This is a genomic window from Parasutterella secunda (assembly GCF_024733725.1).
GTDB lineage: Bacteria > Pseudomonadota > Gammaproteobacteria > Burkholderiales > Burkholderiaceae_F > Aphodousia > Aphodousia faecalis.
Genome location: NZ_JANRHP010000002.1, coordinates 192,929 through 218,114, shown reverse-complemented (window position 1 = coordinate 218,114; position 25,186 = coordinate 192,929). Strand labels below are relative to the sequence as shown.

Annotated in this window: 20 protein-coding genes; 9 read left to right on the top strand and 11 right to left on the bottom strand. The window is 48.1% G+C overall.

Annotated elements, in window-relative coordinates:
* Nucleotides 1-2: 2 nt before the first annotated feature.
* Nucleotides 3-1,286, bottom strand: coding sequence for an amidohydrolase (locus tag NW199_RS02900; protein WP_022472987.1), 1,284 nt, complete (start codon nucleotides 1,284-1,286; stop codon nucleotides 3-5).
* Between the two features lie 17 nt (nucleotides 1,287-1,303).
* The gene (gene dcuC / locus NW199_RS02895; RefSeq protein WP_022472986.1) at nucleotides 1,304-2,671 is read right to left on the bottom strand and encodes a C4-dicarboxylate transporter DcuC; all 1,368 of its coding nucleotides are present in this window, start codon (nucleotides 2,669-2,671) and stop codon (nucleotides 1,304-1,306) included.
* 203 nt (nucleotides 2,672-2,874) lie between these two features.
* On the opposite strand from dcuC, the gene NW199_RS02890 reads away from it, so the two are divergent.
* From NW199_RS02890 to NW199_RS02880, 3 genes are all read left to right on the top strand, one after another.
* Entirely contained in the window at nucleotides 2,875-3,786 is a 912-nt protein-coding gene (locus NW199_RS02890) for a DMT family transporter (RefSeq protein ID WP_258333582.1), read from the top strand.
* 82 nt (nucleotides 3,787-3,868) lie between these two features.
* Entirely contained in the window at nucleotides 3,869-5,158 is a 1,290-nt protein-coding gene (locus NW199_RS02885) for an amidohydrolase (protein WP_258333581.1), read from the top strand.
* A 57-nt stretch (nucleotides 5,159-5,215) separates the two neighbouring features.
* Nucleotides 5,216-6,526, top strand: a complete 1,311-nt coding sequence (locus NW199_RS02880; RefSeq protein ID WP_258333580.1) for an NCS2 family permease — start codon at nucleotides 5,216-5,218, stop codon at nucleotides 6,524-6,526.
* 57 nt (nucleotides 6,527-6,583) lie between these two features.
* Here NW199_RS02880 and gap read toward each other — a convergent pair whose 3' ends face one another.
* Both gap and tkt read right to left on the bottom strand, forming a co-directional pair.
* Nucleotides 6,584-7,612, bottom strand: a complete 1,029-nt coding sequence (gene gap / locus NW199_RS02875; protein WP_258333579.1) for a type I glyceraldehyde-3-phosphate dehydrogenase — start codon at nucleotides 7,610-7,612, stop codon at nucleotides 6,584-6,586.
* Between the two features lie 23 nt (nucleotides 7,613-7,635).
* On the bottom strand, nucleotides 7,636-9,660 hold the full coding sequence (gene tkt / locus NW199_RS02870) for a transketolase (RefSeq protein WP_258333578.1): 2,025 nt from the start codon (nucleotides 9,658-9,660) through the stop codon (nucleotides 7,636-7,638).
* A gap of 286 nt (nucleotides 9,661-9,946) precedes the next feature.
* On the opposite strand from tkt, the gene NW199_RS02865 reads away from it, so the two are divergent.
* Both NW199_RS02865 and NW199_RS02860 read left to right on the top strand, forming a co-directional pair.
* Nucleotides 9,947-11,446: a C69 family dipeptidase gene (locus tag NW199_RS02865; protein ID WP_022472980.1), complete on the top strand. Its 1,500-nt coding sequence runs from the start codon at nucleotides 9,947-9,949 to the stop codon at nucleotides 11,444-11,446.
* A 115-nt stretch (nucleotides 11,447-11,561) separates the two neighbouring features.
* On the top strand, nucleotides 11,562-12,281 hold the full coding sequence (locus tag NW199_RS02860; RefSeq protein WP_258333577.1) for a 16S rRNA (uracil(1498)-N(3))-methyltransferase: 720 nt from the start codon (nucleotides 11,562-11,564) through the stop codon (nucleotides 12,279-12,281).
* Here NW199_RS02860 and mgtE read toward each other — a convergent pair.
* From mgtE to mpl, 6 genes are all read right to left on the bottom strand, one after another.
* A complete protein-coding gene (mgtE, locus tag NW199_RS02855) occupies nucleotides 12,278-13,792 on the bottom strand; it encodes a magnesium transporter (RefSeq protein ID WP_258333576.1) in 1,515 nt (504 codons plus the stop codon). The two genes, NW199_RS02860 and mgtE, sit on opposite strands and share 4 nt — an antisense overlap.
* A gap of 170 nt (nucleotides 13,793-13,962) precedes the next feature.
* Nucleotides 13,963-15,768 (bottom strand): C69 family dipeptidase, encoded by a 1,806-nt coding sequence (locus tag NW199_RS02850; protein WP_258333575.1) that lies wholly within the window; start codon nucleotides 15,766-15,768, stop codon nucleotides 13,963-13,965.
* 129 nt (nucleotides 15,769-15,897) lie between these two features.
* Complete coding sequence (locus NW199_RS02845) at nucleotides 15,898-17,856, bottom strand: ribonuclease catalytic domain-containing protein (protein ID WP_258333574.1); 1,959 nt, start codon at nucleotides 17,854-17,856, stop codon at nucleotides 15,898-15,900.
* Entirely contained in the window at nucleotides 17,856-18,467 is a 612-nt protein-coding gene (locus NW199_RS02840) for a MarC family protein (RefSeq protein WP_022472974.1), read from the bottom strand. The genes NW199_RS02845 and NW199_RS02840 overlap by 1 nt, the downstream gene beginning before the upstream one ends.
* A gap of 15 nt (nucleotides 18,468-18,482) precedes the next feature.
* Nucleotides 18,483-19,037 (bottom strand): YqiA/YcfP family alpha/beta fold hydrolase, encoded by a 555-nt coding sequence (locus NW199_RS02835; protein WP_258333640.1) that lies wholly within the window; start codon nucleotides 19,035-19,037, stop codon nucleotides 18,483-18,485.
* Nucleotides 19,038-19,048: 11 nt separating this feature from the next.
* Nucleotides 19,049-20,389 carry a UDP-N-acetylmuramate:L-alanyl-gamma-D-glutamyl-meso-diaminopimelate ligase gene (gene mpl / locus NW199_RS02830; protein WP_022472972.1) on the bottom strand — a complete coding sequence of 447 codons (1,341 nt, stop codon included), beginning with the start codon at nucleotides 20,387-20,389 and terminating at the stop codon, nucleotides 19,049-19,051.
* Nucleotides 20,390-20,777: 388 nt separating this feature from the next.
* Here mpl and accB point away from each other — a divergent pair, with 388 nt between their 5' ends.
* From accB to prmA, 3 genes are read left to right on the top strand one after another with little or no spacing between them, the layout of a single operon-like run.
* Nucleotides 20,778-21,233, top strand: coding sequence for an acetyl-CoA carboxylase biotin carboxyl carrier protein (accB, locus tag NW199_RS02825; protein ID WP_258333573.1), 456 nt, complete (start codon nucleotides 20,778-20,780; stop codon nucleotides 21,231-21,233).
* A 5-nt stretch (nucleotides 21,234-21,238) separates the two neighbouring features.
* Nucleotides 21,239-22,615 carry an acetyl-CoA carboxylase biotin carboxylase subunit gene (gene accC / locus NW199_RS02820; RefSeq protein WP_022472970.1) on the top strand — a complete coding sequence of 459 codons (1,377 nt, stop codon included), beginning with the start codon at nucleotides 21,239-21,241 and terminating at the stop codon, nucleotides 22,613-22,615.
* Nucleotide 22,616: 1 nt separating this feature from the next.
* Nucleotides 22,617-23,516: a 50S ribosomal protein L11 methyltransferase gene (prmA, locus tag NW199_RS02815; RefSeq protein WP_249092485.1), complete on the top strand. Its 900-nt coding sequence runs from the start codon at nucleotides 22,617-22,619 to the stop codon at nucleotides 23,514-23,516.
* Between the two features lie 29 nt (nucleotides 23,517-23,545).
* On the opposite strand, the gene NW199_RS02810 is transcribed toward prmA, so the two are convergent.
* Nucleotides 23,546-24,052 (bottom strand): GNAT family N-acetyltransferase, encoded by a 507-nt coding sequence (locus tag NW199_RS02810; RefSeq protein WP_249092484.1) that lies wholly within the window; start codon nucleotides 24,050-24,052, stop codon nucleotides 23,546-23,548.
* 140 nt (nucleotides 24,053-24,192) lie between these two features.
* On the opposite strand from NW199_RS02810, the gene NW199_RS02805 reads away from it, so the two are divergent.
* The gene (locus tag NW199_RS02805) at nucleotides 24,193-25,161 is read left to right on the top strand and encodes a DUF3426 domain-containing protein (RefSeq protein ID WP_258333572.1); all 969 of its coding nucleotides are present in this window, start codon (nucleotides 24,193-24,195) and stop codon (nucleotides 25,159-25,161) included.
* Nucleotides 25,162-25,186 lie beyond the last annotated feature (25 nt).

Sequence of the window (25,186 nt, the reverse complement as noted above, 5' to 3'; positions counted from 1 at the left end):
GGTTATTTTGCTCCTAAGCGCTTAATGGCCAGATAGTGATAGATGTCAAAGAGTTCTTGCAGACGGAATTCTTCAAATTCAAACTTGGCTTGATGGTGACCAGCCTTTAATTCAGAACCGACAACCACGTAACCGGCCTTACCGCCTTTGTTTTGTACTCGACGCATCAAAACGGTCGCATCATCGCTGCCGTTAAAGTTCATGGTGTCACTGATCTTCGTGCAGTACTTAGCGTGTTGAGCTGCTTCAGCAAAATCGTTTTGAACTTCTTCGTCTTTCACAAAGTCGATGGCTTCGCCCATCACTTCGCTTTCAGCTTGGCAACCGTACATAGCGGCTGCGCCGTTGACACGAGCCACGGCCTCTTCAAACATGCAATTATTAATCGCTTCCGTTTCACCACGCACTTCCACTTGCATTTCAGCCGTCGAAGCGATCACATTACGACCTTCACCTGCGCGCATATAGCCGACGTTAACACGCGTCATGCCTTGACCGTGACGAGGAATAGCCATCAAAGCCAAACTTGCCGTTGAGGCGGCCATCAACGCATTACGACCTACTTCGGGCTGCATACCTGCGTGAGACGGCGTTCCCTTAAAGCGGAAGTCAACCTTGGTCGTGCAAAGGAATTTTTCCGGAGCGGTGACCACTTCACCACCGGGGATATCACAACCCAAGTGACCGCAATAGAGATAGTCCAAATCATCCAAGACACCGCTTTCAGCAATCGGACGACCGCCACGAGAACCTTCTTCGCCCGGTTCAAAAATGAGTTTAACGGTACCGCAAAGCTGATCCTTGTTAGCAGCCAACCATGTAGCCAAACCCATCAAGACAGCTTGGTGTCCATCATGACCGCAGGCATGCATGTAACCCGGGATTTGAGAAGCAAAACCTTCCTTTGTCGGAGCGTGTTCAGGATCGCTTGATTCAGTCACCGGAAGGGCATCCAAGTTGCAGAGAAAACCGATCGTGGGACCGGGACGGCCGGTTTCCAAAACACCAATCACACCCGTTACCCCTTGCATACGTTCAAGGATTTCCGGGCTCACCTTCTTTTGAGCCGCTTCGTAGAACTTCGCAATTTGCGGCTTGATTGCACCGCGAATAAAGTCCTTGTTGATCACATCGTAACCACACAAGACCTTAAAGCCCAGTTTTTCCATGTGTTCAATAACACGGGCGCTGGAGACGAATTCACACCAACCGGGTTCCGGCCAAGCATGAATTTCGCGACGCTTGGCAATCAACCACTCTTGAGAGATCGGTTCTAAATAGGCCATGACAAATCTCCTTCAAATTAGATATAGCGAACGAACGACATAACCATCACGGCAATGAAGCCCGCCAAAATCGGTACAGAGGTGCGCTTAACCACTTCAAGCGGATTAGCACGCACGGAAGCCGCCACAATAATAATCACTGCGGCCACAGGCGAAATGGAACGAATTAAATTCGAGGTACATTGCATCGGCAAAGCGACCATGATCGGATCAATACCGGCGTTTTGAGCAATGGACGGAATCAACTCGATGAAACTATAGAAAACCGCGTTACCCGAACCACTGATAAACGTAATCAAGGCGGTGATACCGGAGAAGGCAAACATGAGGCCTGCACTTGCGTTTTCAACACCGGCGATAGAGTTGGAAATCATGTCAATCATGCCCATGGCACGGAGCCCCGCCACCATGGTGGAAGCCGCCACAATCAACACCACAACCTGAGAGAAGCCCTCACCCATTCCCTTGAAAAAGAGATTAGCGTCCTTCATACCTTGCTTAACGTTACCCTTGCGAACTAATTCGCAAATGAAAGCCAATGCAAAGCAGAAAAGGGTAATTTCAACTAAGCCCACCTTAGCGTGTCTGAAGCAAGCCCAGAAGAAGATCACCAAAATCAACGGCAAAACCGGGAAAAGTGCGTAGTAAACAGGAACTCCCGTCAAATCACGTACTTTGAGTTTGCTTTCATCAATTTCGGCAGAAACTTGACCGGCTTGACGCTTATCCATGTAGCGCTGCCAGAAGTAGTGAACGATACCAATAACAATCAAGGCCGGAATCGTGATCGGAGCATGGTGATAGAAAACATAGTCAACCACGTGATCAAAGCCCAAGACACGAGCGGCCACCACATTGTCCCCGCCGAGCGGTGTCGGAACAATTGTTGCCGTTGTGGCGATCACACCAGCGGCTGTCAAGACGCTCATACGAGCGGCGCGAAGCACCGGGTAAAGCGTAGCCATCAAAATAACAGCCAAAGACGAGGCGCTCGGGATAATGATGGAGAGCAACGTACCGACCCAGAAAACTAACGGTACGAGAATATACGGCGAATGAATTCTTTCAAGCGGTTTGCTCAACACTCGGATCACCATGTCATTGGCACCGATATGCGACATATAAGCAGCAAAACCGAAAAGAGTCAGAATGATTAAACCGGCATTGGAATATTGACTGATAAAGAGATCTTTCATCGCTTTAAACGGATCAACCCAATTTAAACCGGAAGATGCCTTAGCACTGACCGCAGGATGACCAAGCATCACTGCAACAGCTAAAAGCACCAAGCCCGTGGCAAAGAGCACAACCTTGGCGTCGTAGTTTTTAGCAATTGCCCAACCGGCAATAACAAGTGCCACCACGCAAATAATTAATTCAAGCATTACCTATCCTTACAAGAGAAAAATAAGCTTTTTGAGTTAAAAAAGAGACCGAGGTCACTATACGCAACTTCCACCACTCGGGCAATAGATAAATACACCGAAAGGCCATTCTTAAAGATCAAATATCTTCTCAAAAAGTATCTTCACGTGAAGATATTTGGTTATAATTTTGTTATTACTTGATTTTCAGTATTATTTTTTTCATGATGAAGTTTGTTTTTTCAGGTTTTATTCTGGCCGCCTTTGCCGCAGTCCTGTGGGGAACGGCCGGCACCGCCCAAACATTTATCACGAGTCCCTCTCTTTCTCCCCTATGGGTGGGAGCGTTGCGCCTGGTGTGCGCGTGCCTTTTTTTCTACCCCATGCTCGCGATCAGTCAACGTCAATTACAACCATCAAACGCTTCTGCTAAAGGTGAAGATCACTACCTTTTAAAAGTAATTGCCGCAGGTTGCTGCATGGCCATGTTTAATCTCTTATTTTTTAGCGGCGTCAAAATTGCCGGCGTCGCGCTTGGCTCTTGCACAATCATCGCCTCCGCCCCAGTGTGGGCCGGCATCCTAGAAGCCGTGATTAAACGTAAAGCGCCCGACTCTTTGTGGCTTACCGGTGTAGCCGTCGCCATTGCGGGCGGTATTTGGATGGCCGTTTCGCAGGCTGAAAATATTGAAGTTAGTGCCTTTGGTTTGGGTATTTGCCTCACAGCCGGCTTCTTTTACTCAAGCTACTCTTTACTTGCTAAAGAATTGGTTCGAATCACTACCCCATTGAGAGCCTCAACTCACTCATTTACCGTGGCCGCTGTCATCGCTTTGTTGGCTGCCTGGATCTTTTCTCAGACGCCTGAAATTATCTTTGAAGACATCCTCATTGTTTTTTATTTGGGTGTTGTCGTAACAGGTTTTGCCTATCTGCTTTACGGAACAGCGCTTAAAACCACCCGGGTTTCAACCTGTGTGGCTCTGGGACTTTTGGAACCCGTGACCGCCTTTGTCCTAGCCATCGTTGTTGTGGGTGAAAATGTTAACCCCTGGGCCACGTTAGGATTGCTGGCCATTCTTGCCGGTCTGGCTCTGGTTTTACGATCAGAACAAAAACAAAACACGGCCTCCTAACGAATAGAGTTTTTCTTTTTGAGAAGTCTGCGATCATTTTTGACTACAATGATCGCAGATACTCTCACGGAGGAAACTCTTCATGCTGCATTTAGCTGCCTATATCCCGGAGATGATTGAGACAAGACGCCATCTCCACCACCATCCTGAAATTGCCTGGACAGAATTTCTTACCACTCAAACCATCGTCAAGCGCGTTCGCGAATTAGGCTTTAAGACAATTCTCGGCAAAGCTTTGTTTGACACCGAGCACGCTTTGGGCCGTGAAGAAAAAGTCATTGAAGAAGCGATGCAACGCTCTTTAAAGCTTGGCATGGATCCTGTACTTCTGAAAGAACTCGAAGGTTACACGGGCTGCATGGCTGTTTGGGAAACCGGTAAACCGGGACCTGTTACTGCTTTACGATTTGATATTGACTGCGTCAATGTTGAAGAAAATCACGATGCCTCCAATGAAGCGAATCGTGAAGGTTTTGACAGTGAATGCTGCGGTCTCATGCACGCCTGCGGACACGATGCCCATGCGGCCATGGGTCTAGCTGTTGCCCATTGGATTCATGACAATGCCAAAGAGCTCAAAGGAACCATCAAACTGATTTTCCAACCGGCAGAAGAAGGCACTAAAGGGGCCGCCGGCATCGCTTATTCCAAGAATTTGGATGATGTCGATTATTTGGTTGGCGGTCACATCGGTGTTGATGCCAAATTGCACGAAGTGGCGGTCATTCGCAATGGTTTCCTTGCCACCACCAAAATGAATGTTACTTTCACCGGTGTCCCGGCTCACGCGGGAGCTGCCGCCGAATTGGGGCGCAACGCTTTGATGGCCGCTTGCTCAGCCGCTATGCAAATCATGGGCATCGCCCGTCACGGAAAAGGTGACACCAGTGTCAACATCGGCACTATTTCAGCCGGCGAAGGACGAAATGTCGTACCGGTTCACGCCAAAATGGAATTGGAAGTTCGCGGCAAAAACGATGAAATCAATCGTTATATGCAAGAAACGGCTGAACGCATGATTCGTGGTTCGGCTGAAAGCTACGGCGTAAAGTACAAAATTGACGTGATGGGCATGGCTACCGATATCCACTCAGACTCCGCCCTATCGGATATGCTTGAAGAAGAGGCGAAAAAAGTCCCCACTGTTAAGAAAGTCTTTGATATCAACTCTTGCACCGGCAGCGAAGACTGCTCGTTGCTGATGAAGACGGTTCAAAAACACGGCGGTCAAGCCACCTTCTTTTACTATGGCTGCAACCACCACGGCCACCACAGAGGTGACTTTGAAATTCAAGACACAGAAAGTATGCCCGAAGGTTTTGAAATCTTTGTTCGCATGCTGGAACGCTTAAATTCTGATTCCGCCCAATAATCATAAAAGGCCTCGGGACTCAATCCCTGAGGCCACACTCTCTTCAGGAATACTGGGATGCAGTTTCTTGCTCAATTTTTCAAGTTCGAAGAAAAAAATACAAACTGGCGCCGAGAACTGATGGCAGGCTTCACGGGTTTTGTCACCGTTTGCTACGTCGTGCTCGTGATTCCTGCCATGTTGGCCGATGCCGGCATGAATTTGCAGGCTGCGACGATTGCTGTTATTTGGGCCACGGCGTTTGCCAGTCTCTTAATGGGATTAGTGGCTAATTTTCCGGTTATCGTTGCACCGGGACTTGGCATTTGCGCCTTTTTCTCTTATTACGTTTGCGGACCGATGGGCCTCTCTTGGCAAACCGCTTTGGCAGCCGTCTTTATTTCTGGCGTCATCTTTTTCTTGTTGACGGTCACCAAAATTCGTCAACTGATCATTGACGCGGTGCCAACCGATATTAAGCACGCCATTGTTGTCGGTTTAGGTTGCTTTATTTCATTCATTGGTTTGAAGAACGCCGGACTGATTGTGGCCGATCCCTCCACTTTCGTTGCTTTGGGAAATTTGCACAAAGCTGAACCGCTTTTGGCTGCCTTAGGTGTTCTTTTAATCAGCGCATTAATGGTTCGACGGATAAAAGGTGCCATGATTATCGGCATCTTGGCCGTCACTGTCTTGGGATTACTCTTGGGTGTCTCACCGCTTCCTGATCTGTCAACACTAAGCGCCCCCTCCTCGCTGACACCCAGCGAAACCTTCTTTGAATTGGATTTCAATTCTGTTTTTGCTTATGGCATTGTGACCATAGTTTTCACGCTGACGATGGTGGATCTATTTGACAACATGGGAACCTTGATTGGTCTATCCATTCGCGCCAATATGCTCGATCACAAAACCGGACACATTGAAGGCTTGGAAAAGGCGCTTTTTTCGGATTCTGTTGCAACCATGGCCTCAGGTATCATCGGCACACCCACCTGCACAAGCTATATTGAAAGTGCCGCGGCAATCGCCGAGGGCGGACGAACAGGTGTTGTCCCCATTGTCAGCGCCATCCTATTTTTGCTCTGTCTCTTTGCTTTGCCTTTTGTGACGGTTGTTCCGGCTTACGCCACCGCTTCAGCGCTCATTGTGGTTGGTGGATTAATGATGCAATCCGTTGTTCACATTAATTTCAAAGACTTCTCAACCGGTATGCCGGCTTTCCTGACCATCATCACAATGCCCTTAACATTTAATGTGGCAACCGGTTTCGGATTGGGCTTTATCAGTTACGTGTTTCTCAAGCTACTGACAAATCAAACCAAAGATCTCAACATCGTGACAATTCTTGTTGCTTTGGCTTTTGGCATCAACTTCATGATGCGCTGAAAAAAAAGAGCGCTCCACTTTTGAGAGCGCTCCTTTTTCGTTCAGTTCAGAAACGAATTATTGGGCGGCCATCATGGCGCAAGCCGTATCGAGCATACGGCAAGAGAAGCCCCATTCGTTATCGTACCAAGCCGTCACCTTCACCAAACGCGTACCAGAGACCTTCGTCAACGTGGCGTCAAAGATAGAAGAGTGCGCATCGTGGTTGAAGTCAATGGAAACGAGCGGTTCATCGTTGTAGCCCAAAATGCCTTGGTTTTCAGACAATTCAGAAGCAGCCTTCATCACCGCATTGATTTCTTCAACCGTCACATCACGCTTGGCTTCAAAGGTCAAGTCCACAAACGAGACGTTGATCGTCGGAACACGCACAGCAAAACCGTCAAGCTTACCGTTTAAGTCCGGCAACACAAGACCCACAGCGGCGGCAGCGCCGGTCTTGGTCGGGATCATGGAGTGCGTTGCGGAACGAGCGCGACGCAGATCCTTGTGATAAACGTCAGTTAACGTTTGGTCATTGGTGTATGCGTGAATTGTCGTCATCAAACCACGTTCAACACCGATCGCCTTATGTAAAGCATTGACAACCGGAGCCAAGCAGTTTGTCGTGCAGGAAGCATTGGAAACAACGGTCATATCCTTGGTCAAGACGTCTTGGTTAACACCGTAGACCACCGTGGCGTCCACCCCCTTACCCGGAGCCGAAATCAACACTTTCTTAGCACCGCCTTCCAAGTGGGCCAAGCATTTTTCCTTGGTACGGAATGCGCCCGTGCATTCGAGCACAACGTCCACGCCCAATTCTTTCCAGGGCAGATTGCGGGGATCGCGGTCGCAGAACACGCGCATGCGGTCGCCATCAACAATCAGGTATTTTTCCGTGTCAGAAACTTCCTCAACCTTCACTTCGTGGTTGAAGTGTCCGTGAACCGTGTCATGACGCAACAAATGAGCATTGGTCTTGATGTCACCCATGGCGTTAATGGCCACAATTTCGATATCGTGCTTTTTGCCCAATTCATAGTGGGCGCGCAACACGTTACGACCGATGCGGCCAAAACCCGTAATGGCAACTTTAATGGTCATTTTGAAAATCCCCTCTTTAGTAATTAATGATTAATGGCTTTCATAGCGGCCTCAACCACGCGATCCACGGTAAAGCCGAATTTTTCCCAAAGCACACCGGCAGGAGCCGATTCACCGAATGTATCGATGCCGACCACTTCACCGTTTTTAACGTACTTGTACCACAAACCGGTCACCGATGCTTCGATGGCAACTTTGGGCGCATCCGTTAAAATCGCACGCTTTTCTTCTGAAGACAGTTTATCGAAAAGTTCCGTGCAGGGCATGGACACCACTCGTGTACCGATGCCTTTTTCTTCCAAAGCTTCGCGAGCCTTCACCGCCAAGGGCACTTCGGAGCCCGTGGCAATGAGAACGCAGTCGACCTCATCGGCGCCTTTACCCGACTCTTTCATGACGTAGGCACCGGCTTTAAGAGCTTCTTTAGCATCACGCACGACCTCTTGCGGATCACGGGCGATGAATTCAATATTTTGACGCGAACCAATAATGATTGACGGCGTATGGCGGGATTCAATGGCGCTTTGCCAGGCCACCAATGCTTCAACCGTGTCACACGGGCGCCAGACATTTAAATTTGGGATAAGACGCAAACTCGGAATGTGTTCTACAGACTGGTGCGTCGGGCCGTCTTCACCCAAACCGATGGAATCATGAGTGAAAACAAAGATGGAGCGCTGCTTCATCAACGCAGCCATGCGGATGGCGTTTCTCGAATAATCGGAGAACGTCAGGAAGGTGGCGCTGAAAGGCACAAATCCATGATACAAGGCAATGCCATTTTGAATTGCAGACATACCGAATTCACGAACACCGTAGTTAATGTGACGACCCAAATAGGTGTCCGGTCGCATGGCTTCGACACCGGTCCAGTTGGTCAGGTTAGACCCCGTCAAGTCAGCAGAACCGCCGAGCAATTCAGGCAGATGCGAAGCAAAAGCATTTAGCGCTTTTTGACTGGCCTTGCGGGTTGCCACGGTTTCTTGAGCCACTGCAGCCTTCTCAATGGCTTGCTGCATGACCGCTTCGAAGTCTTCAGGCAGATCACCCTTCAGACGACGAGAAAGCTCTTTACAGAGTTGAGGATATTCTTGGCCATAACGAGCCCACATCTCGTTGTACTCGGCTTCAAGTTTTTCACCCTTTTCACGGGCGTTCATCGCATCGTAAATTTCCTGCGGAATGACAAACGGATCCCATTTCCAGCCAAGTGCCTCGCGGGTGAGTTTGAGTTCTTCTTCACCCAACGCTTCACCGTGAACCTTGCTTGTGCCTTGACGGTTGGGAGAGCCTTTACCGATAACCGTACGGGCGATAATAAGCGTGGGTTTGTCTTGGCTTTGCTTAGCCGTGGCAATCGCGCGATCCATCTCATCGATGTCGTGACCGTCAACCGGTCCAATCACATTCCAACCGTACGATTCAAAGCGCTCACGCGTGTTATCCGAGAACCAGTTGATTACCTTACCGTCAATGGAAATTCCATTGTCATCGTAAATCACAATCAACTTGTTGAGCTTCCAGGTACCCGCCAATGAGCACACTTCGTGGCTGATGCCTTCCATGAGGCAACCGTCACCTAAGAAGCAGTACGTATAGTTGTCAATAACATTAAAGCCCGGACGGTTAAATTCGGCCGCGAGCATTTTTTCAGCCAAAGCCATACCCACCGCGTTACCGATACCTTGTCCCAAAGGACCCGTGGTGGTTTCCACACCGGGCGTCACATCCACTTCCGGGTGTCCGGGCGTCTTGCTGTGCCACTGGCGGAAGGCCTTTAAGTCATCAATTGTCAGATCGTAGCCCGTCAAGTGCAAAAGCGCATATTGCAGCATTGAGCCATGGCCATTACTCAAAATGAAGCGATCACGGCCAATCCACTTCGGATCGGCGGGATTGTGGCGCAAATGTTTTGTCCACAAGGCAATCGCAATATCGGCCATGCCCATCGGCATACCTGGGTGACCGGACTTGGCCTTTTGCACGGCATCCATGGCCAAAGCACGGACAGCATTAGCCATCAACTGAGGAGTGACACAACAAGTCATAGTGTTTCTAACCAATTTAAAAGGAGAAAATCACACATCAGACGAAACCATTTTCATCCGACTTAAACAATAAGATTGTACTGAAATTGTGGGCGTAATTCGGTCTAAAGCGCAAAACTTTTTGACCGAATAATTTAGAGTGACCACCACTTTTCAAACTTTGACAATAAGGAAATATCCCTAGGCGTTTTCATGGAGCTTCTAGGTAGTTTGGCGTAGTATTTTCCGCGGCCGGGTATGTTCCGGCTGCCGGACAAGTCCGGCTGAACATTATGAGGAGTTTTTCATGTTCAAAAAAGCGACTTTGGTGGCCTCTGTTTTGGCCGCATTCTCTACCATGAGCTTGGCTTGCACGACTGTTTTGGTCGGCCCTGAAGCAACTGCAGACGGTTCTTTCTTCGTTGGCCGCAACGCCGACAGCGATGCTTTGAAAGCTCAACACATGGTGATCCATCCCGCCAAAAAGAACCAAAAAGGAATGTATCGCACACAAGACTACAAGGGTGCCACCAACTTTGAATATCCGCTTCCGAAAAATGCTATGCGTTACACGACCGTTCCTAACTGGAAGACGCAATTGCACGGTGCCGTTGGTTTCAACGAAGCCGGTGTCGGCATGTCTGGAACGGAGTCTATTTTTGCCCGTGACGATGCATTAAAACTTGACCCCTACAATGAAGCAACGGGTATTACCGAAGACGATATTTTGGATGTCATTTTGCCGCGAGCCAAGAGCGCGCGAGAAGGCGTTCAAATCTTAGGCAGCATTGTTGAAACGATCGGTGCCGGCGAAGGATTTGGCGTGGCATTCGTTGATGAAAAAGAAATGTGGTACCTTGAAACCGGTACAGGCCATCAATGGATTGCTCAACGCATCCCGGCTGATCAATATTTTGCCTCCGGCAACCAAGGTCGTCTGCAGGCCTATGATCCGAAGAGCCCCGACTTCATGGCCAGCAAGAATTTGGTGAAGTGGGCAACAGATAACGGCTTTTACGATCCGAAAAAAGACGGCGCCTTTAATTTCTCCAAGGCATACACCCGTGATGACTCTCGCGATCGCGTCTACAACGACCCGCGTGTCTGGCAAATTCAAAAGATCTTGACGCCGAGCTTGAAGCAGCCCGTGCAAGAAGGCCGCAGCTTCCCGGTTTATGCCAAACCTGAAAAGAAGGTCACGCTCGAAGACATGAAGAGCATCTTGCGCAATCACTACGAAGCCGGTGAATTGCAAAGCCATGATCCCTATTCCAAAGGTTTGCGCGGTGACGAAGAATACCGTCCGATCAGTGTTTTCCGCACCTATGAATCCCACGTGATGCAAGTGCGTCCTTGGATGCCGCGTGAAATCGGTTCTGTGATTTACGTGGCCATGGGAATGCCGAATCTTTCCGTTTACGTCCCGTACTACCACGGTCTTGACGCTTACCCCGCCCATTACGGTATGGGTACAAATGAAGCTGACAGCCAATCCATGTACTGGAAGTACCGCAAACTTCAAACGCTCGTGATGACCGACTACGTCAAGTTGGCGCCGATTGTTGAAAAGGCCTATCACGAATTCGAAGCCGATACGGCTAAGAAACAAAAGGCTTTCGAAGACGAATATCTGAAGATCTATAAGAAAGATGCCAAGAAGGCTGACAAGATGCTCAATGACTTCAACTTGAGCGTCATGGCAAGTGCTGAAAAATTGGCTGAAGACTTAACAAATCAAATCTTCACCATTCGCACGGCTGATATTCAAGCCGCCAACTTCTTTGCCAATAAGAGCAAGAAAGACTAATTAGGTTTCTCCTAAACGTCTCATCAGCCGTCCATTTCTGCTTGATTTGGGCGGCTTTCTCGTTTCAGAAAAGTCCTTTACAATCCTTCTGACTCTTTAACCAATATCTTATAAGATGGCTCCCCGCTTTTACGTTGATTGTGATTTCCAACCCGACAGCACTCTTGTGCTGCCGGAAAAACCGGCTCACCACGCCAGTCGTGTCCTTCGCATGAGAGAAGGAGACAGCGCCGTGCTTTTTGACGGACGGGGAAACGAAGCTCAGTGCATCCTGCACTTTTTCTCTGATCGAACTGAGGCAAACATTCTTTCAGTGGCCCCAAGCCACACGGAAAGTCCCTTAAAAACCGTATTAATTCAAGCCCTAGTATCTCAAGAAAAATTGGATTGGATTTTGGAGAAAGCAACCGAACTCGGTGTATCCAAATTGGTTATTGTTCCTGCTGAACGAAGTGTGACTAAATTGGACGCAAAACGCTTGGAAAAGCGCCTCAGTCAATGGAAAAACACCGTGCAGAGCGCCTGTGAACAATGCGCCCGAAGTCTGATTCCCAGTGTGCAATACTGTGAGCAATTGCAAACCGCTCTTATCGAAAACAAAAGTGAGCGCAATCTTGTTTTGGCCCCTGCGGCGCAAAAGAGTTTCTATTTGGGGAACTCTCAGAGTGTGACGTTTGCTGTCGGCCCCGAAGGTGGATTTAGCGCGCAGGAAATCGAACTTGCCAACACATTGGGCTATGAAAGCGCACTACTGGGTCCGAGAGTTTTAAGAACGGAAACCGCAGGCCTCGCGGCACTTGCTGTTGCTCAAAGCCAATGCGGAGACTTTCGTTAGAAAAAGATTCCGGCTAATCCCAGGAAAATTAAGAATCCACCACTATCGGTGATGAAGGTAAGAAGAACTGAGCTGCCCATGGCGGGATCACGGTCAAATTTCTTTAGTGTCAGCGGAACAATCAACCCCACCAATGCGCCAACGATAATGTTGAGCATCATCGCAAGGAACATCACTAGGCCCAACTTCATCCCAAAGCTTGCGTCAAAGTAAAGTAACCAAGCTCCCAAACCGGCAATCGCACCCCATAGCAGACCATTGATTAAAGCAACACCCAATTCTTTTTTAAAGAGATCCATGGTGTTGCTCGCGGTCACTTGACCCATGGCGATTGAGCGCACCAAAAGCGTCAATGTTTGATTGCCCGTGTTGCCCGCAATATTGGCGGCAATCGGTAAAAGAGCCGCCAAGGCAACCACTCGGGAAATTGTCCCTTCAAAACAGCTGATGACTCTTGAAGCTACAAAAGCCGTGCACAAATTGACACCAAGCCAAATCCAACGACTCTTAGCGGCCTCCCAAACACTTCCGAACAAGTCTTGCTCATCACTCAAACCGACCGCTGCGTAAGCATCTTCGTCGCTGCTTTCACGAATCACATCCATCACTTCATCGACCGTCAGACGACCGACTAAGCGACCGGTTTCATCAACCACAGGAGCACTCACCAAGTCATAACGTTCGAACGCCTGGGCTGCATCGGTTGCGTCATCCAAGGGATTTAACGTTAAGACATCACCCTTCATCAATTCCCGGACACTTCTTTCCGGATCACTGATCAAAATTTTCGATACGGGCAAAGCCCCTTTGAGTTTTTGATTCCGGTCGACCACGAAAATCATGTCGGTCAATTCCGGCAATTCTTCAAAACCTCGGAGATAACGGAAAACCGCCTCCAATGAAAAATCTTCACGAACCGAAATAATTTCAAAGTCCATGCGCGCGCCGACGCTTTCTTCCGGGTAACTCATGGCCGCGCGCAACTGCGCACGTTCTTTTGTCGTCAACCCTTCTTGAACTTCAGCCACCACATCGGGCGGCAAGTCTTCGACCAAGTCGGCAATTTCGTCGGTATCCAATGTTTCCATGGCATCGACGAGTTCCTCTCGGTCCATCGCGTCAATCAAGGTTTCACGAACACTATCGTTGACTTCAACCAACACGTCACCGTCTTGGTTATTGCGCACCAAATCCCAGACAATCAGACGATCATCTGTCGGAAGAGCTTCGAGGATGTAGGCGATATCGGCAGGATGCAGAGGCGCCAAAATTTTGGCGATCTCGGATTTGATTTGAACATGAAAGCTCTCGCGTAATTGAGCTTCTTGTTCCTTAGTCAGAGCGCCGCTGGCACTAATTTTGTGGCGCTGATCTTCGGCTTTTTCAAGGCATTGTTGAATGCGAGCGAGGGCGCGGCTTGCGAGTTCGGGTTCGCGAGCCGATTCTACCGTCTGTGCGGTACCAACCCCATTCGGAGCTGTTTTAAATTCAATGTCTCGAGCTTCTGGCATCGAGGCACCCCGTCATTCATAAAAACCTCTGCTATCCAAAGGAAAATTTTGTTTAAAGCCCCTGCATTGTACCACCGTACTCTCAGAGCTCAACTTAATCGCTTAGAAAAATAAAAAAACCTGTCCGAAGATTCTTTCAACGGACAGGTCTTACTAGGCTAACCTGCTAGTTATTTGACGATTTTCACTGTATCAAAGGCTGCAACTGGTTTCCCATCAACCTTCGTGAAAAGGAATAATTCCGTATTCACGTCTTGGAATGTTGTAGCCACAGCACCCTTGACAGGGAATGTGATAACAGCATCTTTTAAGCCGTCACCGTCAACGTCTCTAAAGACAACCTTGACGGGTTTGGCACGATGACGATTGAGTTCATCCTCACCGTCAGACCAAGCGGATCCGAATTCCGTCACGGATTGATCCAGTTTTGTTGCGTCAAAATCTTTTTGAGACAATAAGACCACATCCACCGTCCCCTTTTCATCCGACAAGCTCAGCTTATCCTTCATGATCACGATGTCTTGCTTATTGGCCTTCATCAAGACCTTGGAGGCAGCTCCTAAGGCTTCGTTGTAATTGAGTACATTGAAGTTGTGCATAAATTCAACGGCACGATCCTTATCTATCGCCGCAAGCGATTTGGCGCGGGCTTCAACTGCGCCCAATTCCTCGGCCTTGCGCTCTTCATACTCTTCAATGGCGTCAATAACATCTTCACGCAGACTCGGCATCCAATCCAAGAATTGTTCAGCCAAAACGAACGTAAAGACGTTCTTGTCCAAAGAGAAGCTCATCTGTTCGGGTGTTGCGTGGAATTGAGCGCGCGTGCCGACTGCCGGACTCATGAAAGCTTGAGCCAAGGCCGGTTTAGCAAGCGGGAAAGCGGGCACAAACGCCGTTTCGTACGGACGCGCGTTACTTCTCCATGTCACGGTTAAAAGCGGATCTTTGGCGAGCTTAAAGACGACGCTATCGTGAGTGTCGATATTGCCAATGTCTCGCAAGTCATACAAATGCCAACCGGTCACTGAGCGATCCACTTGATCGGACTGAGCGCGCATAATCTTTTGCACATCCCACGGTGTCACCTTGTCCTTCGGAACAATGGATTGAGGAATGGCGTTGTGATCTTCGATCATTTCACCGGTCATGATCTTCATGAAGGTTTGAACACGCTGTTTATTCCAGTCAGCGGCGCGACGACGATCAGGCTGATAGGCTTCGCGGAAATTGAAGTCAGAATAATCCCCAGCCTTGGCCGGTTTATAGGTGCCGATCTTGATGGCATGTTCAACCAAATCGGGCGAGGCAATCACATTTTCCTTATCGTTTAAATCGACGTTTGTTAACGAATAAGAATTCGCTAAGAAGGCGACTTCGTTGTCCTTAACCTTACGGGCGAGATAGCGGTGTCCACGAAGGATAGCCATTTGCCAAGCTTCATTATGGTCGGCGAATGTATAGGTGCGGCCTTCATGTGTGTAACCATATTTTTCAACCAGCTCAATGGCAATCTGTACGGCTTCACGAGCAGTATGGGCACGTTCTGCGGTGATACGACGAATACCGTAGCCTATGCCACCATTTTTCACCTTTTCATCCTTTTCAACCGTGTCACCACAGTTATTGGATGTAATCAATACACCGGCTTCATTAAAGAAACCGTCGGAAAAACTATAGCCTTCAGGTGCAAGCGTCTGCGTCCACCAGTAACCCAACGTCTTCGTTACTTGAGGAATTTTGGCGGCCGTCGGTTCGTATTCAATCATTTCACCTTTTTTATGTGTCGCTGCCGGCACCCAGTATTGGCTCATGAGAATACGACGGTCATTGTCTTCATTGTGACCGATAATAATTTCGCCGGTAGAGGATGCATCTTTACCGACGATAACCGTGAAACACGCTTGAGCTGACATCGCTGTTCCTAACATAAGAGCGGCAACCGAAGCCGCCATCAGTGTTTTTCGAATAATCATAAGAAAACTCCTTCCGATAGGATATTGATCAAACCCCAAGGTTCAGTTTAGGCCCCCTCTATAAGGTTTGCTCAATCTACGCACAAGGAGTTTCCCTGATTGCTTTTTTAACGATACAGGATACAAAAGCTATTCAGAGTCTGAAGGCTTTTGCTCTTGCTGACTGTCTGTTTCTTCCAAAGGTTCATCCTCTTCGAGCGACTCTTCGTCGGTCTCATCAAGCACTTCTTTTAACCGCGCATCCAAAAGAACATCGACGTAGTCAACACCCAAAATGTCCAAGAGAATCTTTTGACCGCGAGGCAATTCCGGCAGCCCCGGCATTCTTTGCATAAAAGGCAGGCCTTCGATTCGGATTAATTCACCTTTGACAACCACCGCTTCAATTGTCTTAAGCCCCTCTTGCTCAATCCAGCGCAAACTCCAATACCTTTCCATCTTGCGCTGAAATTCCGAATAAGCCCCGTAGGTCAATGTGAAATTAGAGACGATGGCAAAAAGATCCGTATCACTCGGTCGATAACTTGGCGAACGATCAAGTACCGCGCTGATTAATTGCCGTTGGTTAACCAAATCAACATACCGACGCAGCGGGGAAGTACACCACGCATACTGTGCGACACCCATTCCATCGTGCGGCCCCGGCGTTGTACTCATCTTAACCCGGCCCATGCTTTGAGAACGGTAGATACCGGCTACATTCACTTCTTCAAGCCAACCACCCCAAACGGTGTTGGCAAAAATCATCAATTCACCTACGGCTAAGTCCAGGGGCGAGCCTCGTCTGCGAGACTTCAGATGAATAACAGCATCCTCTCCGTCTCCCTCTAAGTCGAAGCTCCACTCAACGCGACCCAACTGTTCCGGTTTCCCTCTGACAGCTTCCCGCTCCGATAAGCATTTTTTAGCGAACTTCCAAAGCCACGTGATTTCTTCAGCAAACGGATGATTGACGTTTCCGCTTAGAAGTTTCTCTTCGGTAAATTCATCTTCAATCAAGTCGTAGCGAATATTGGAGCACACTTTAATGCGCTCTAAGTGAGTTTCCGTAGCGGAAACTTCAAGCGTTTCTTTGTTAACCAACACGTAAAGAGACAAACAAGGAACGGCTCTGCCCTCATCCAAAGAGAACTCTTTAATCCAATCCTCCGGCAACATGGTGGTCTTGATGCCAGGAGCATAAACCGTAGAAAGTCTTGAACGGGCTACGCGGTCGATATCGCTGTCACGCTCAATTCCCAGTCCCGGCGCCGCAATGTGTACACCGATTCGAAGAAGCTTGTCATCAACATGCTCAACACTTGTCGCGTCGTCAATTTCTGTTGTTGACGAGTCATCAATGGAGAAAGCTTTGACATTGGCAATAGGGAGATCATCCCAACCATTTTCAGATGGTTTCACCAAATCGGCGGCAAAACCCTTTCCTTTCGGAAAATACTGTGCATAAAAACTATCAATGTGCCAACGATAAGCGGACTTAATTGCCCCCAAAGAGAGCAGCAGACGAAGTGGCGTCATACGTGCTTCGCTTGCCGCATCAGAAAGAGCCTTCCACAAATTACTGTTTTTATCGGGTGAAACCAGTAAATTGATAGCCTGAGAGACAATTTCCTTCGGAGCCGTTTGCTCATCAATCATCTGCCGCACCCAAGCCTTTTTCTGCTCTTCAGCTAAACGCTTCTTTTCTAACGCTGCCAAAGCGGCCTTCAATATTTCTTCTGGTGCTTTACGATAATTACCGCGACCTTTTCTGTGAAAGTAGACGGGATGATTGTGAAGTGTCAGCAGTGTGGCGATCTTCTCAATGACGGAAGCTTCTTCTCCGAAATATTCGACAGCCAAAGTCTCAAAGCGAAACTCTCCCTCGGGAGCGACTTCCCAAAGAAACTGGGGATCGATTTCGGTGCTCATGGCTTCCGCTTTGGGCATTACGTCTGATGCCACAGGCGATTCAAATTCAAAAAAGACGTGCCCGCCTTTGACTTTTGTACGCCTACCGGTCAAAAGCTCCACTTGATAGGCACTGCCGTTTTGCGACAAAATCGTGCCGACTTTAAAGGTACCGTCTTCTTCAAAAAAGAGATACATTAAATCGCCCCTTTCAGCGTTGTTTGAATAAATTGCGTAATCCCAGTTAAGAACATTTGAACGGCCATTGTAGCCAATATCAATCCCATCAGTCGTTCAAAAGCGGCGGTTGTTCTTTCCCCTACGATTTTCTGAACACGTTCGGCAAATACCAAAATCGCAGCACTAATGGCGCAAGTGAGCACCACGACCAAAAGCCACTCCGGAATACGATCAGGGTCACTGCCGACTAAAAGTAAAATCGTTGCCAACGTCGAAGGCCCTGCAATAGCAGGTACTGCCAAAGGCACGATAAAAGGCTCTCCACCGGGCGCTTCTCCAAAGACCCCTTCCTTGGATGGGAAAACCATTCGAATGGCCATCAACAAAACAATCAGGCCGCCCCCCATTGACAAGGCCGCTTGACTCAATCCCAGTGCGTCTAAAAATGCTTTTCCGCCGAAGGCGAAAATGCACAAAATCAAAGCCGCGATCACACACTCACGTATCACCACACGAGAGCGCCTATGCTCCGGAACAGACTTCAACGAAGAAATAAAAATAGGAATGTTTCCGAGGGGGTCGGCCATTAAAAACATCAACAACAGGGCCGATACAAAAGAGTGCTCCATTCAGATGTTCCTTTCTTATTGATTGGCTGCCGCGAAATGTTCGATTTCCGGCAAACATTGTTCAAAATCGGTTATTTCGTGCGTGTTTTCAGGCAGAAGAATTTGCCTGCAGGCACTGTATTTTTTCTGCGCCTTATGCCAGTCCAACACTTCATCTGCCGTTGACAAAAAGACCAGATAACGCTCGGGGTGAATAATTTCACAATGCATACTTTTTGCTTGATCGGCAAATTCCGGTTTGACTTCGATGGTACGCCCCGTATTGGCAATGGGCTGTACCCCCAGATAATCATTAATGACACACCAGGGTTCTGTCGCCGGATTAAAAAGAATGGCCCGACAGCCGATTTTTTCGGCAAGCCAAGTCGCGTAAAAGCCCCCAAGGCTTGAGCCTGCTAAACATAATTGACTCGGATTGATGTCCTTAACCGTTTCAAGCAATATCTTTTGAACGGCAAGCGGTGAAACATTTAAGTCAGGTGCCAAAAAGGTAAACTTTTCGCCTAAGGCCTCACGCATTACCTGACCTTTATTGCTATCGGGTGAAGAGCGAAATCCGTGCAGATACATTAAAACCATTTTCAGCCTTTATTTTTCAGCAAGGAAAGAAGCTGACCGTGAATACCGCCAAAACCTCCGTTGCTCATCACCAAAATATCATCGCCCTTTTGGGCTAAAGAAGCCGCAACTGCAGCGGTTTCTTGCACCGTATGAAGCACATGAAGTTTTTCACCTAAAGGTGCTAGAGCTGCACTAACATCCCACCCCAATTTTGGATCGGCATAACAGACAACAAAATCAGCTTCTTGCAAACTGCCTGCCAGTCTGTCTTTCATGGTACCCATTTTCATAGTGTTACTTCTGGGTTCCAAAACAGCAATCAGGCGTCCTTTTTTCTCCATTTTGCCGCGCAAGGCTCGAATCGTTTCGTAAATGGCTGTCGGATGATGAGCAAAATCATCAATCACTGATACTCCATTTTCGATACCTTTTAATTCCAAACGGCGTTTTACGCCCGAGAATTCCTCCAAAGCGGTCAATGCTTCCTTGGGATCTATTCCGACATGAGTCGCCGCAGCAACCGCTGCCGATGCATTCAATAAATTGTGGTGCCCAGGCAAAGACAAACGCAGCGCACCAATCAAACGACCTTTATAAAAAAGTTCATTACCTTGAAGGTGCCAACCGCGCTCATCATTGAAATAGACGCAATCACTATAGAGCCCCCGATTCAGGACGCGCTTTAACGCTTCACTCTGACCATTCACTACGACTCTGGCGTTTTGAGCCATCATTCTGACTAAATGATGAAATTGTGTTTCAATGGCGTGCAGATCCGGGAATATATCTGCATGGTCATATTCGAGATTATTGAGAATGGCGGTTTTAGGCCGATAGTGTACAAATTTTGAGCGTTTATCAAAGAAGCAGGTGTCATACTCATCGGCTTCAATCACAAAATAGCGAGAAGAAGTGAGTCTTGCCGAATGAGCAAAATTAGCCGGCACCCCTCCGATTAAAAAACTCGGATTTTTGCCACAACGCTCCAAAATCCACGCCAAAAGCGAACTAGTCGTTGTTTTCCCATGTGTTCCGGCAACAGCTAAAACATGACGGGAACCCAGAATCGTCTCTCCCAGCCATTGAGGTCCCGAAGTGTAGGGCAATTGATCATTTAAGATCTTTTCCAATAAGGGATTGCCTCGGGAGATAGCATTGCCGATTACATACAAATCCGGTCGCAAGGCAACCTGACTTTCATCAAAGCCTTCAATGAGTTCAATACCGGCAGAGGCGAGTTGATCGCTCATTGGCGGATAAACATTGGCGTCACACCCGGTCACACGGTGACCCGCCGCTCGCGCCAACTGAGCTATACCTCCCATGAAGGTTCCGCAGATACCTAATATATGAACATGCATAAAAAGCCTAACCTCATTGAAAAACCAGAATATTTTAGCCAAATCACCGCCTGTTCAGTGCATCAATATTCATATTTTTGAGCATTTCGCCTAATTTCTAAGCAAGGCCGACAAGTTATTTTGAAAACAGTCGCTAACTTCTTACAAAATTCAAGATTTTTGCAAGATCGCGCCTTGCCGTCCAAATGGTCGAATACGTCAGGACTACCACATTTCCGTGATGCAAAAATGAATGAAAATCGAAAAATTAAACGAAATTACTAGACATTTAGCGAAAAAAGCATGAAAATGCAGTTTAAATACTAATTTATCCGAAATGACATTCTTTAAAGATACTTTCTTAGAAGATGAATGTTCGGAATTCGCATATTTTTAAGAGGTCTCTGAAATGGATTTACGCAAACTTAAAACGTTGATCGACTTAGTAGCCGAAAGCGGCATTTCCGAATTGGAAGTGACGGAAGAAAACGATAAAGTGCGTATTGTTAATAAGGTGCAAACCGTTGCTGTTGCTGCTGCCCCTGTGGCTGCTCCTGTTGTTGCTGCCCCGGCTCCCGCTGCAGCGCCTGCCGCTCAAGAACCGGCTCCGGCCCCTGAACCCGCAGCTACCGGAACAACCGTGACCTCTCCGATGGTGGGAACTTTCTACCGTGCTCCGAACCCCGGTGCTGAACCTTTCGTGAAGGTGGGTGATCATGTTGAAGCCGGTCAAACACTCGGCATCATTGAAGCCATGAAGCTTTTAAATGAAATCGAAGCAGAAACCTCCGGCACAATCAAAGAAATTTGTGTGGAAAACGCCCAACCGGTCGAATTCGGTCAACCCCTCTTTATCATCGGCTAAGCATTATGTTCGGAAAAATCTTGATCGCTAACCGCGGTGAGATCGCTCTTCGTATTCAGAGAGCTTGCCGTGAAATGAACATCAAGACGGTGGTGGTGCACTCAACGGCTGACGTTGACGCCAAATATGTTCGTTTGGCCGACGAGTCCGTTTGCATTGGACCAGCCCCGTCTGTTGACAGTTATTTGAATATTCCCGCTATTATCAGCGCCGCCGAAGTGACTGACGCTGAAGCCATTCACCCCGGTTACGGCTTTTTATCTGAAAATGCCGACTTTGCCGAGCGCGTGGAACGTTCCGGTTTTGCCTTTATCGGTCCCCGTCCGGATTCCATCCGTATCATGGGTGACAAGGTCTCTGCCAAGAAAGCCATGATTGAAGCCGGTGTTCCGGTTGTTCCGGGCTCTGACGGTGCCTTGCCGGAAGATCCTGACGAAATCATTCAGATTGCCCGCAAGATCGGCTACCCTGTCATTATTAAAGCCAGCGGTGGCGGCGGCGGACGCGGCATGCGCGTGGTTCGCACTGAAGCGGCATTGATTAACGCTGTTTCCATGACGCGCCAGGAAGCTCAAGCGGCTTTCGGCAACCCGACCGTATACATGGAAAAATTCTTGGAAAATCCGCGCCACATCGAAATTCAGGTCTTGGCCGATAACTTCCACAATGCCATTTACTTGGGTGAGCGCGATTGCTCCATGCAACGCCGCAACCAAAAGGTTTTGGAAGAAGCCCCTGCTCCCGGCGTGCCCCGTAAACTGATTGAAAAAGTGGGCGAACGTTGCGTCGAAGCCTGTAAGCGAATCGGTTATCGCGGTGCCGGTACGTTTGAATTCTTGTACGAAAACGAACAGTTCTACTTCATCGAAATGAACACCCGTATTCAGGTTGAACATCCGGTGACAGAACTCATTACCGGTGTTGACCTTGTACGTGAACAAATTCGTGTGGCTTACGGCGAACGTTTGAACTACAAACAACGCGACATCCAAATTCGCGGCCATGCTATCGAGTGCCGTATCAACGCCGAAGACCCCTTCACATTTGTTCCGAGTCCGGGACGAGTGACGGCTTGGCATACACCGGGCGGCCCCGGCATCCGTTTTGACAGCCACGTTTATTCGGGCTATTACGTGCCGCCTTATTACGATTCGATGATCGGCAAATTGATTGCCTATGGTGACGATCGTGACACGGCCATCGCCCGCATGAAGATCGCTCTGTCTGAAATGGTCGTCACGGGTATTAAAACCAATCTGCCCTTGCACCGTGAACTGATGATGGACGAAAAATTCCGTCAAGGCGGCGCAACGATTCACTATCTTGAAGAACGTCTGAAGGATCTTCAAAAGCAACGCACGACCCACGAGGATAGTCTCTAATATGCGTGAGATCACTTTATTGGTTAACGACCGTGCGGCTGAAGTTTTAGGTGACGCTTTAATGGATGCGGGAGCTTTGTCCGTATCCATTGAAGATGCCGATGCGGACACGCCTGACGAGCAACCGCTTTACGGCGAACCGGGACTTGAGCCCACTAAGCTTGCTTGGAAAAATTCCTACCTGAAAGTTCTCGTCAACGATGACTTTGATTTTGGGTTGGATATGGCCATCGCCGTTAAAGGCTTAGGTATTGAAGAGCCCAAGGTCGTCAGTGACAAGGTCGTTGAAGACGCCGATTGGGTTCGAATCACCCAAGCACAGTTCCAGCCGGTTCGCGTTTCCGATCGTCTCTGGATTGTACCGACATGGCATGAACCACCCGCTGGCGACACAGCCATCAATATTCGTTTGGATCCCGGTGTCGCTTTCGGTACCGGCAGCCACCCGACAACTCATCTTTGCTTACAGTGGCTTGACGCCAATGTTAAGTCCGGTGAAAGTGTTCTTGACTACGGATGTGGCACAGGCATTCTGGCAATCGCGGCTAAAAAACTCGGTGCTGGAGAGGTATTGGGTACCGATATTGATCCCCAGGCTGTAGAAGCCGCCATTGACAATGCGAAATCGAATGATGCTCCCGCTACCTTTGTTTTACCCAAGGATATGCCGGAGGGAACATTTGATATCGTTGTTGCCAATATTCTTTCCAATCCGCTAAAGCTATTGGCTCCGGCTCTCTTAGCGAGAGTTAAACCGCACGGACATTTGGTTTTGTCAGGAGTTTTAGCCCGCCAAGCTCAGGAAGTTATTGACGTTTATAAGGAAAGTGATCCTTCCGTTAAGCTTTCTGTCTGGCAAGAAAGTGAAGGTTGGGTTTGCATTGCCGGTTCGAAGAACTGATTGCTTCTTCAGCTAAATGTATTAGACGGTCATTTCCTTACGGAAATGGCCGTTTTCAATTTTCTTTTTAAGTAGACCATATCGCGCAACAAAAGACCTTCGTCAACAATAGGATGGTCATAATTGTCCAGGAAAAAGTTCTTTATTCTGTGTGAATAAATAAAACCATTTTTCTTGTAGAAATTCAGTGTCCTCTGAGTCTGCCCCGTCCCGACATAAATGGTATGACAACTCTTGCGATACTGATTAAACAAATACTGAAGCAAAAAGCTACCTATTCCGTGCTGCTGATAACTTGTATCTACCGCCAAATTTTTCAATTCACAGATTCCGTTTTGTTCTACTGTCACGACAGCAACTGCAATCGCCACATTCTCATCAGACAAGACCCACAAATCACCATGTTCTAAATAACGATCGATCATACTTTCTTGCTCATCACCGAGCAATAATAGATCAAGAAAGCGTTTTTTCTTCTCTGCTACCAAAGCTATCTTCAATCTTTTTCCTTCAATTAGGAGATCAATCGCTGACATTTGAGATTTTTCCTTTCTAGAATTTCTTATCCTATCGTTAACACATCCGATTCGATTTCAGTATGATGATCACTCATTAATTAAAAGCTGAATCGACTCTTTGACGTGTCTTCAAAGAAGTATTTCAAATTTAATAAATTATGACGGTTTACATTACTCGCTGCCCTGCCTGTCAACAGGCCTTTAAAATCACTGAGAACATTCTGCAGGCCAAAAACGGTCAGGTTCGCTGTGGCTTTTGCCAAAACGTATTTAATGCCCGAGAACATCTCTATAAGTCTATTGATTTGGAAGGAAGTTTAAACCGTATTGAACGCGAAGCCGAGGTCGAACGTCAAGGCATTGCCAACATGAAATCCTTGGCCGACCAACTCAAGGGCTTTGATTCCGTCGATGACAACCAGGGATTGGTCGGGGTGAGAACCGAACCCAGAAATGGCCCCGAAAGGCTCGACATTATCAATGGACCGAGCATTGAAGTGATCTCGCATCCGGCTCCTAATCAAAATCTGAGCGACGATGAAAGCGAAGATGAAGACTCCGAAATACAAGAAGAGTCGACAAAGCCTCGTTCCTCGAAGACATGGCTTTGGGCCATCATCGCCTTGGTGGCCATCATTGCTATTGCTTTGAAGGTTCTAGCTTCCAACCAAAATGCTGTTTTGGACAAAATTCCTCAGGCTGAACCGCTTTTCGGTTTACTTTGCGACAAAATCACCTGCGAACCTCGTCGAACGGTCACACCTTTAGATGCGCCGATTAAATCGGAGACGACTGAAGCAACACCCTCCAATCCTGCAACTTCTGTTGTTAACCAACCGGTGGCCGTTCTTTCACACAAATTACAGCAAATCGAAGGAAACCGTTACGCCATCTCCGTTGAACTGAAAAACAATACCGACAGCGCGCAAACCTATCCGATTCTCACCGTTGTTTTAAAAGGTGAAAAGGAAGACATCATTACCCGTCGCCGAATTGCTCCTCAGGAATATCTCAGCGATGCAAAGCAATCCATCGCGGCTCAAGCAACCGAAACGGTCACGCTTGCCTTTGATATGACCGATGGGGATCCTGCTACACTTTCGGTTGAAATTGATTCAATTAGTTAGTTTTTTTGCTTCCCGCCTCAGGCGG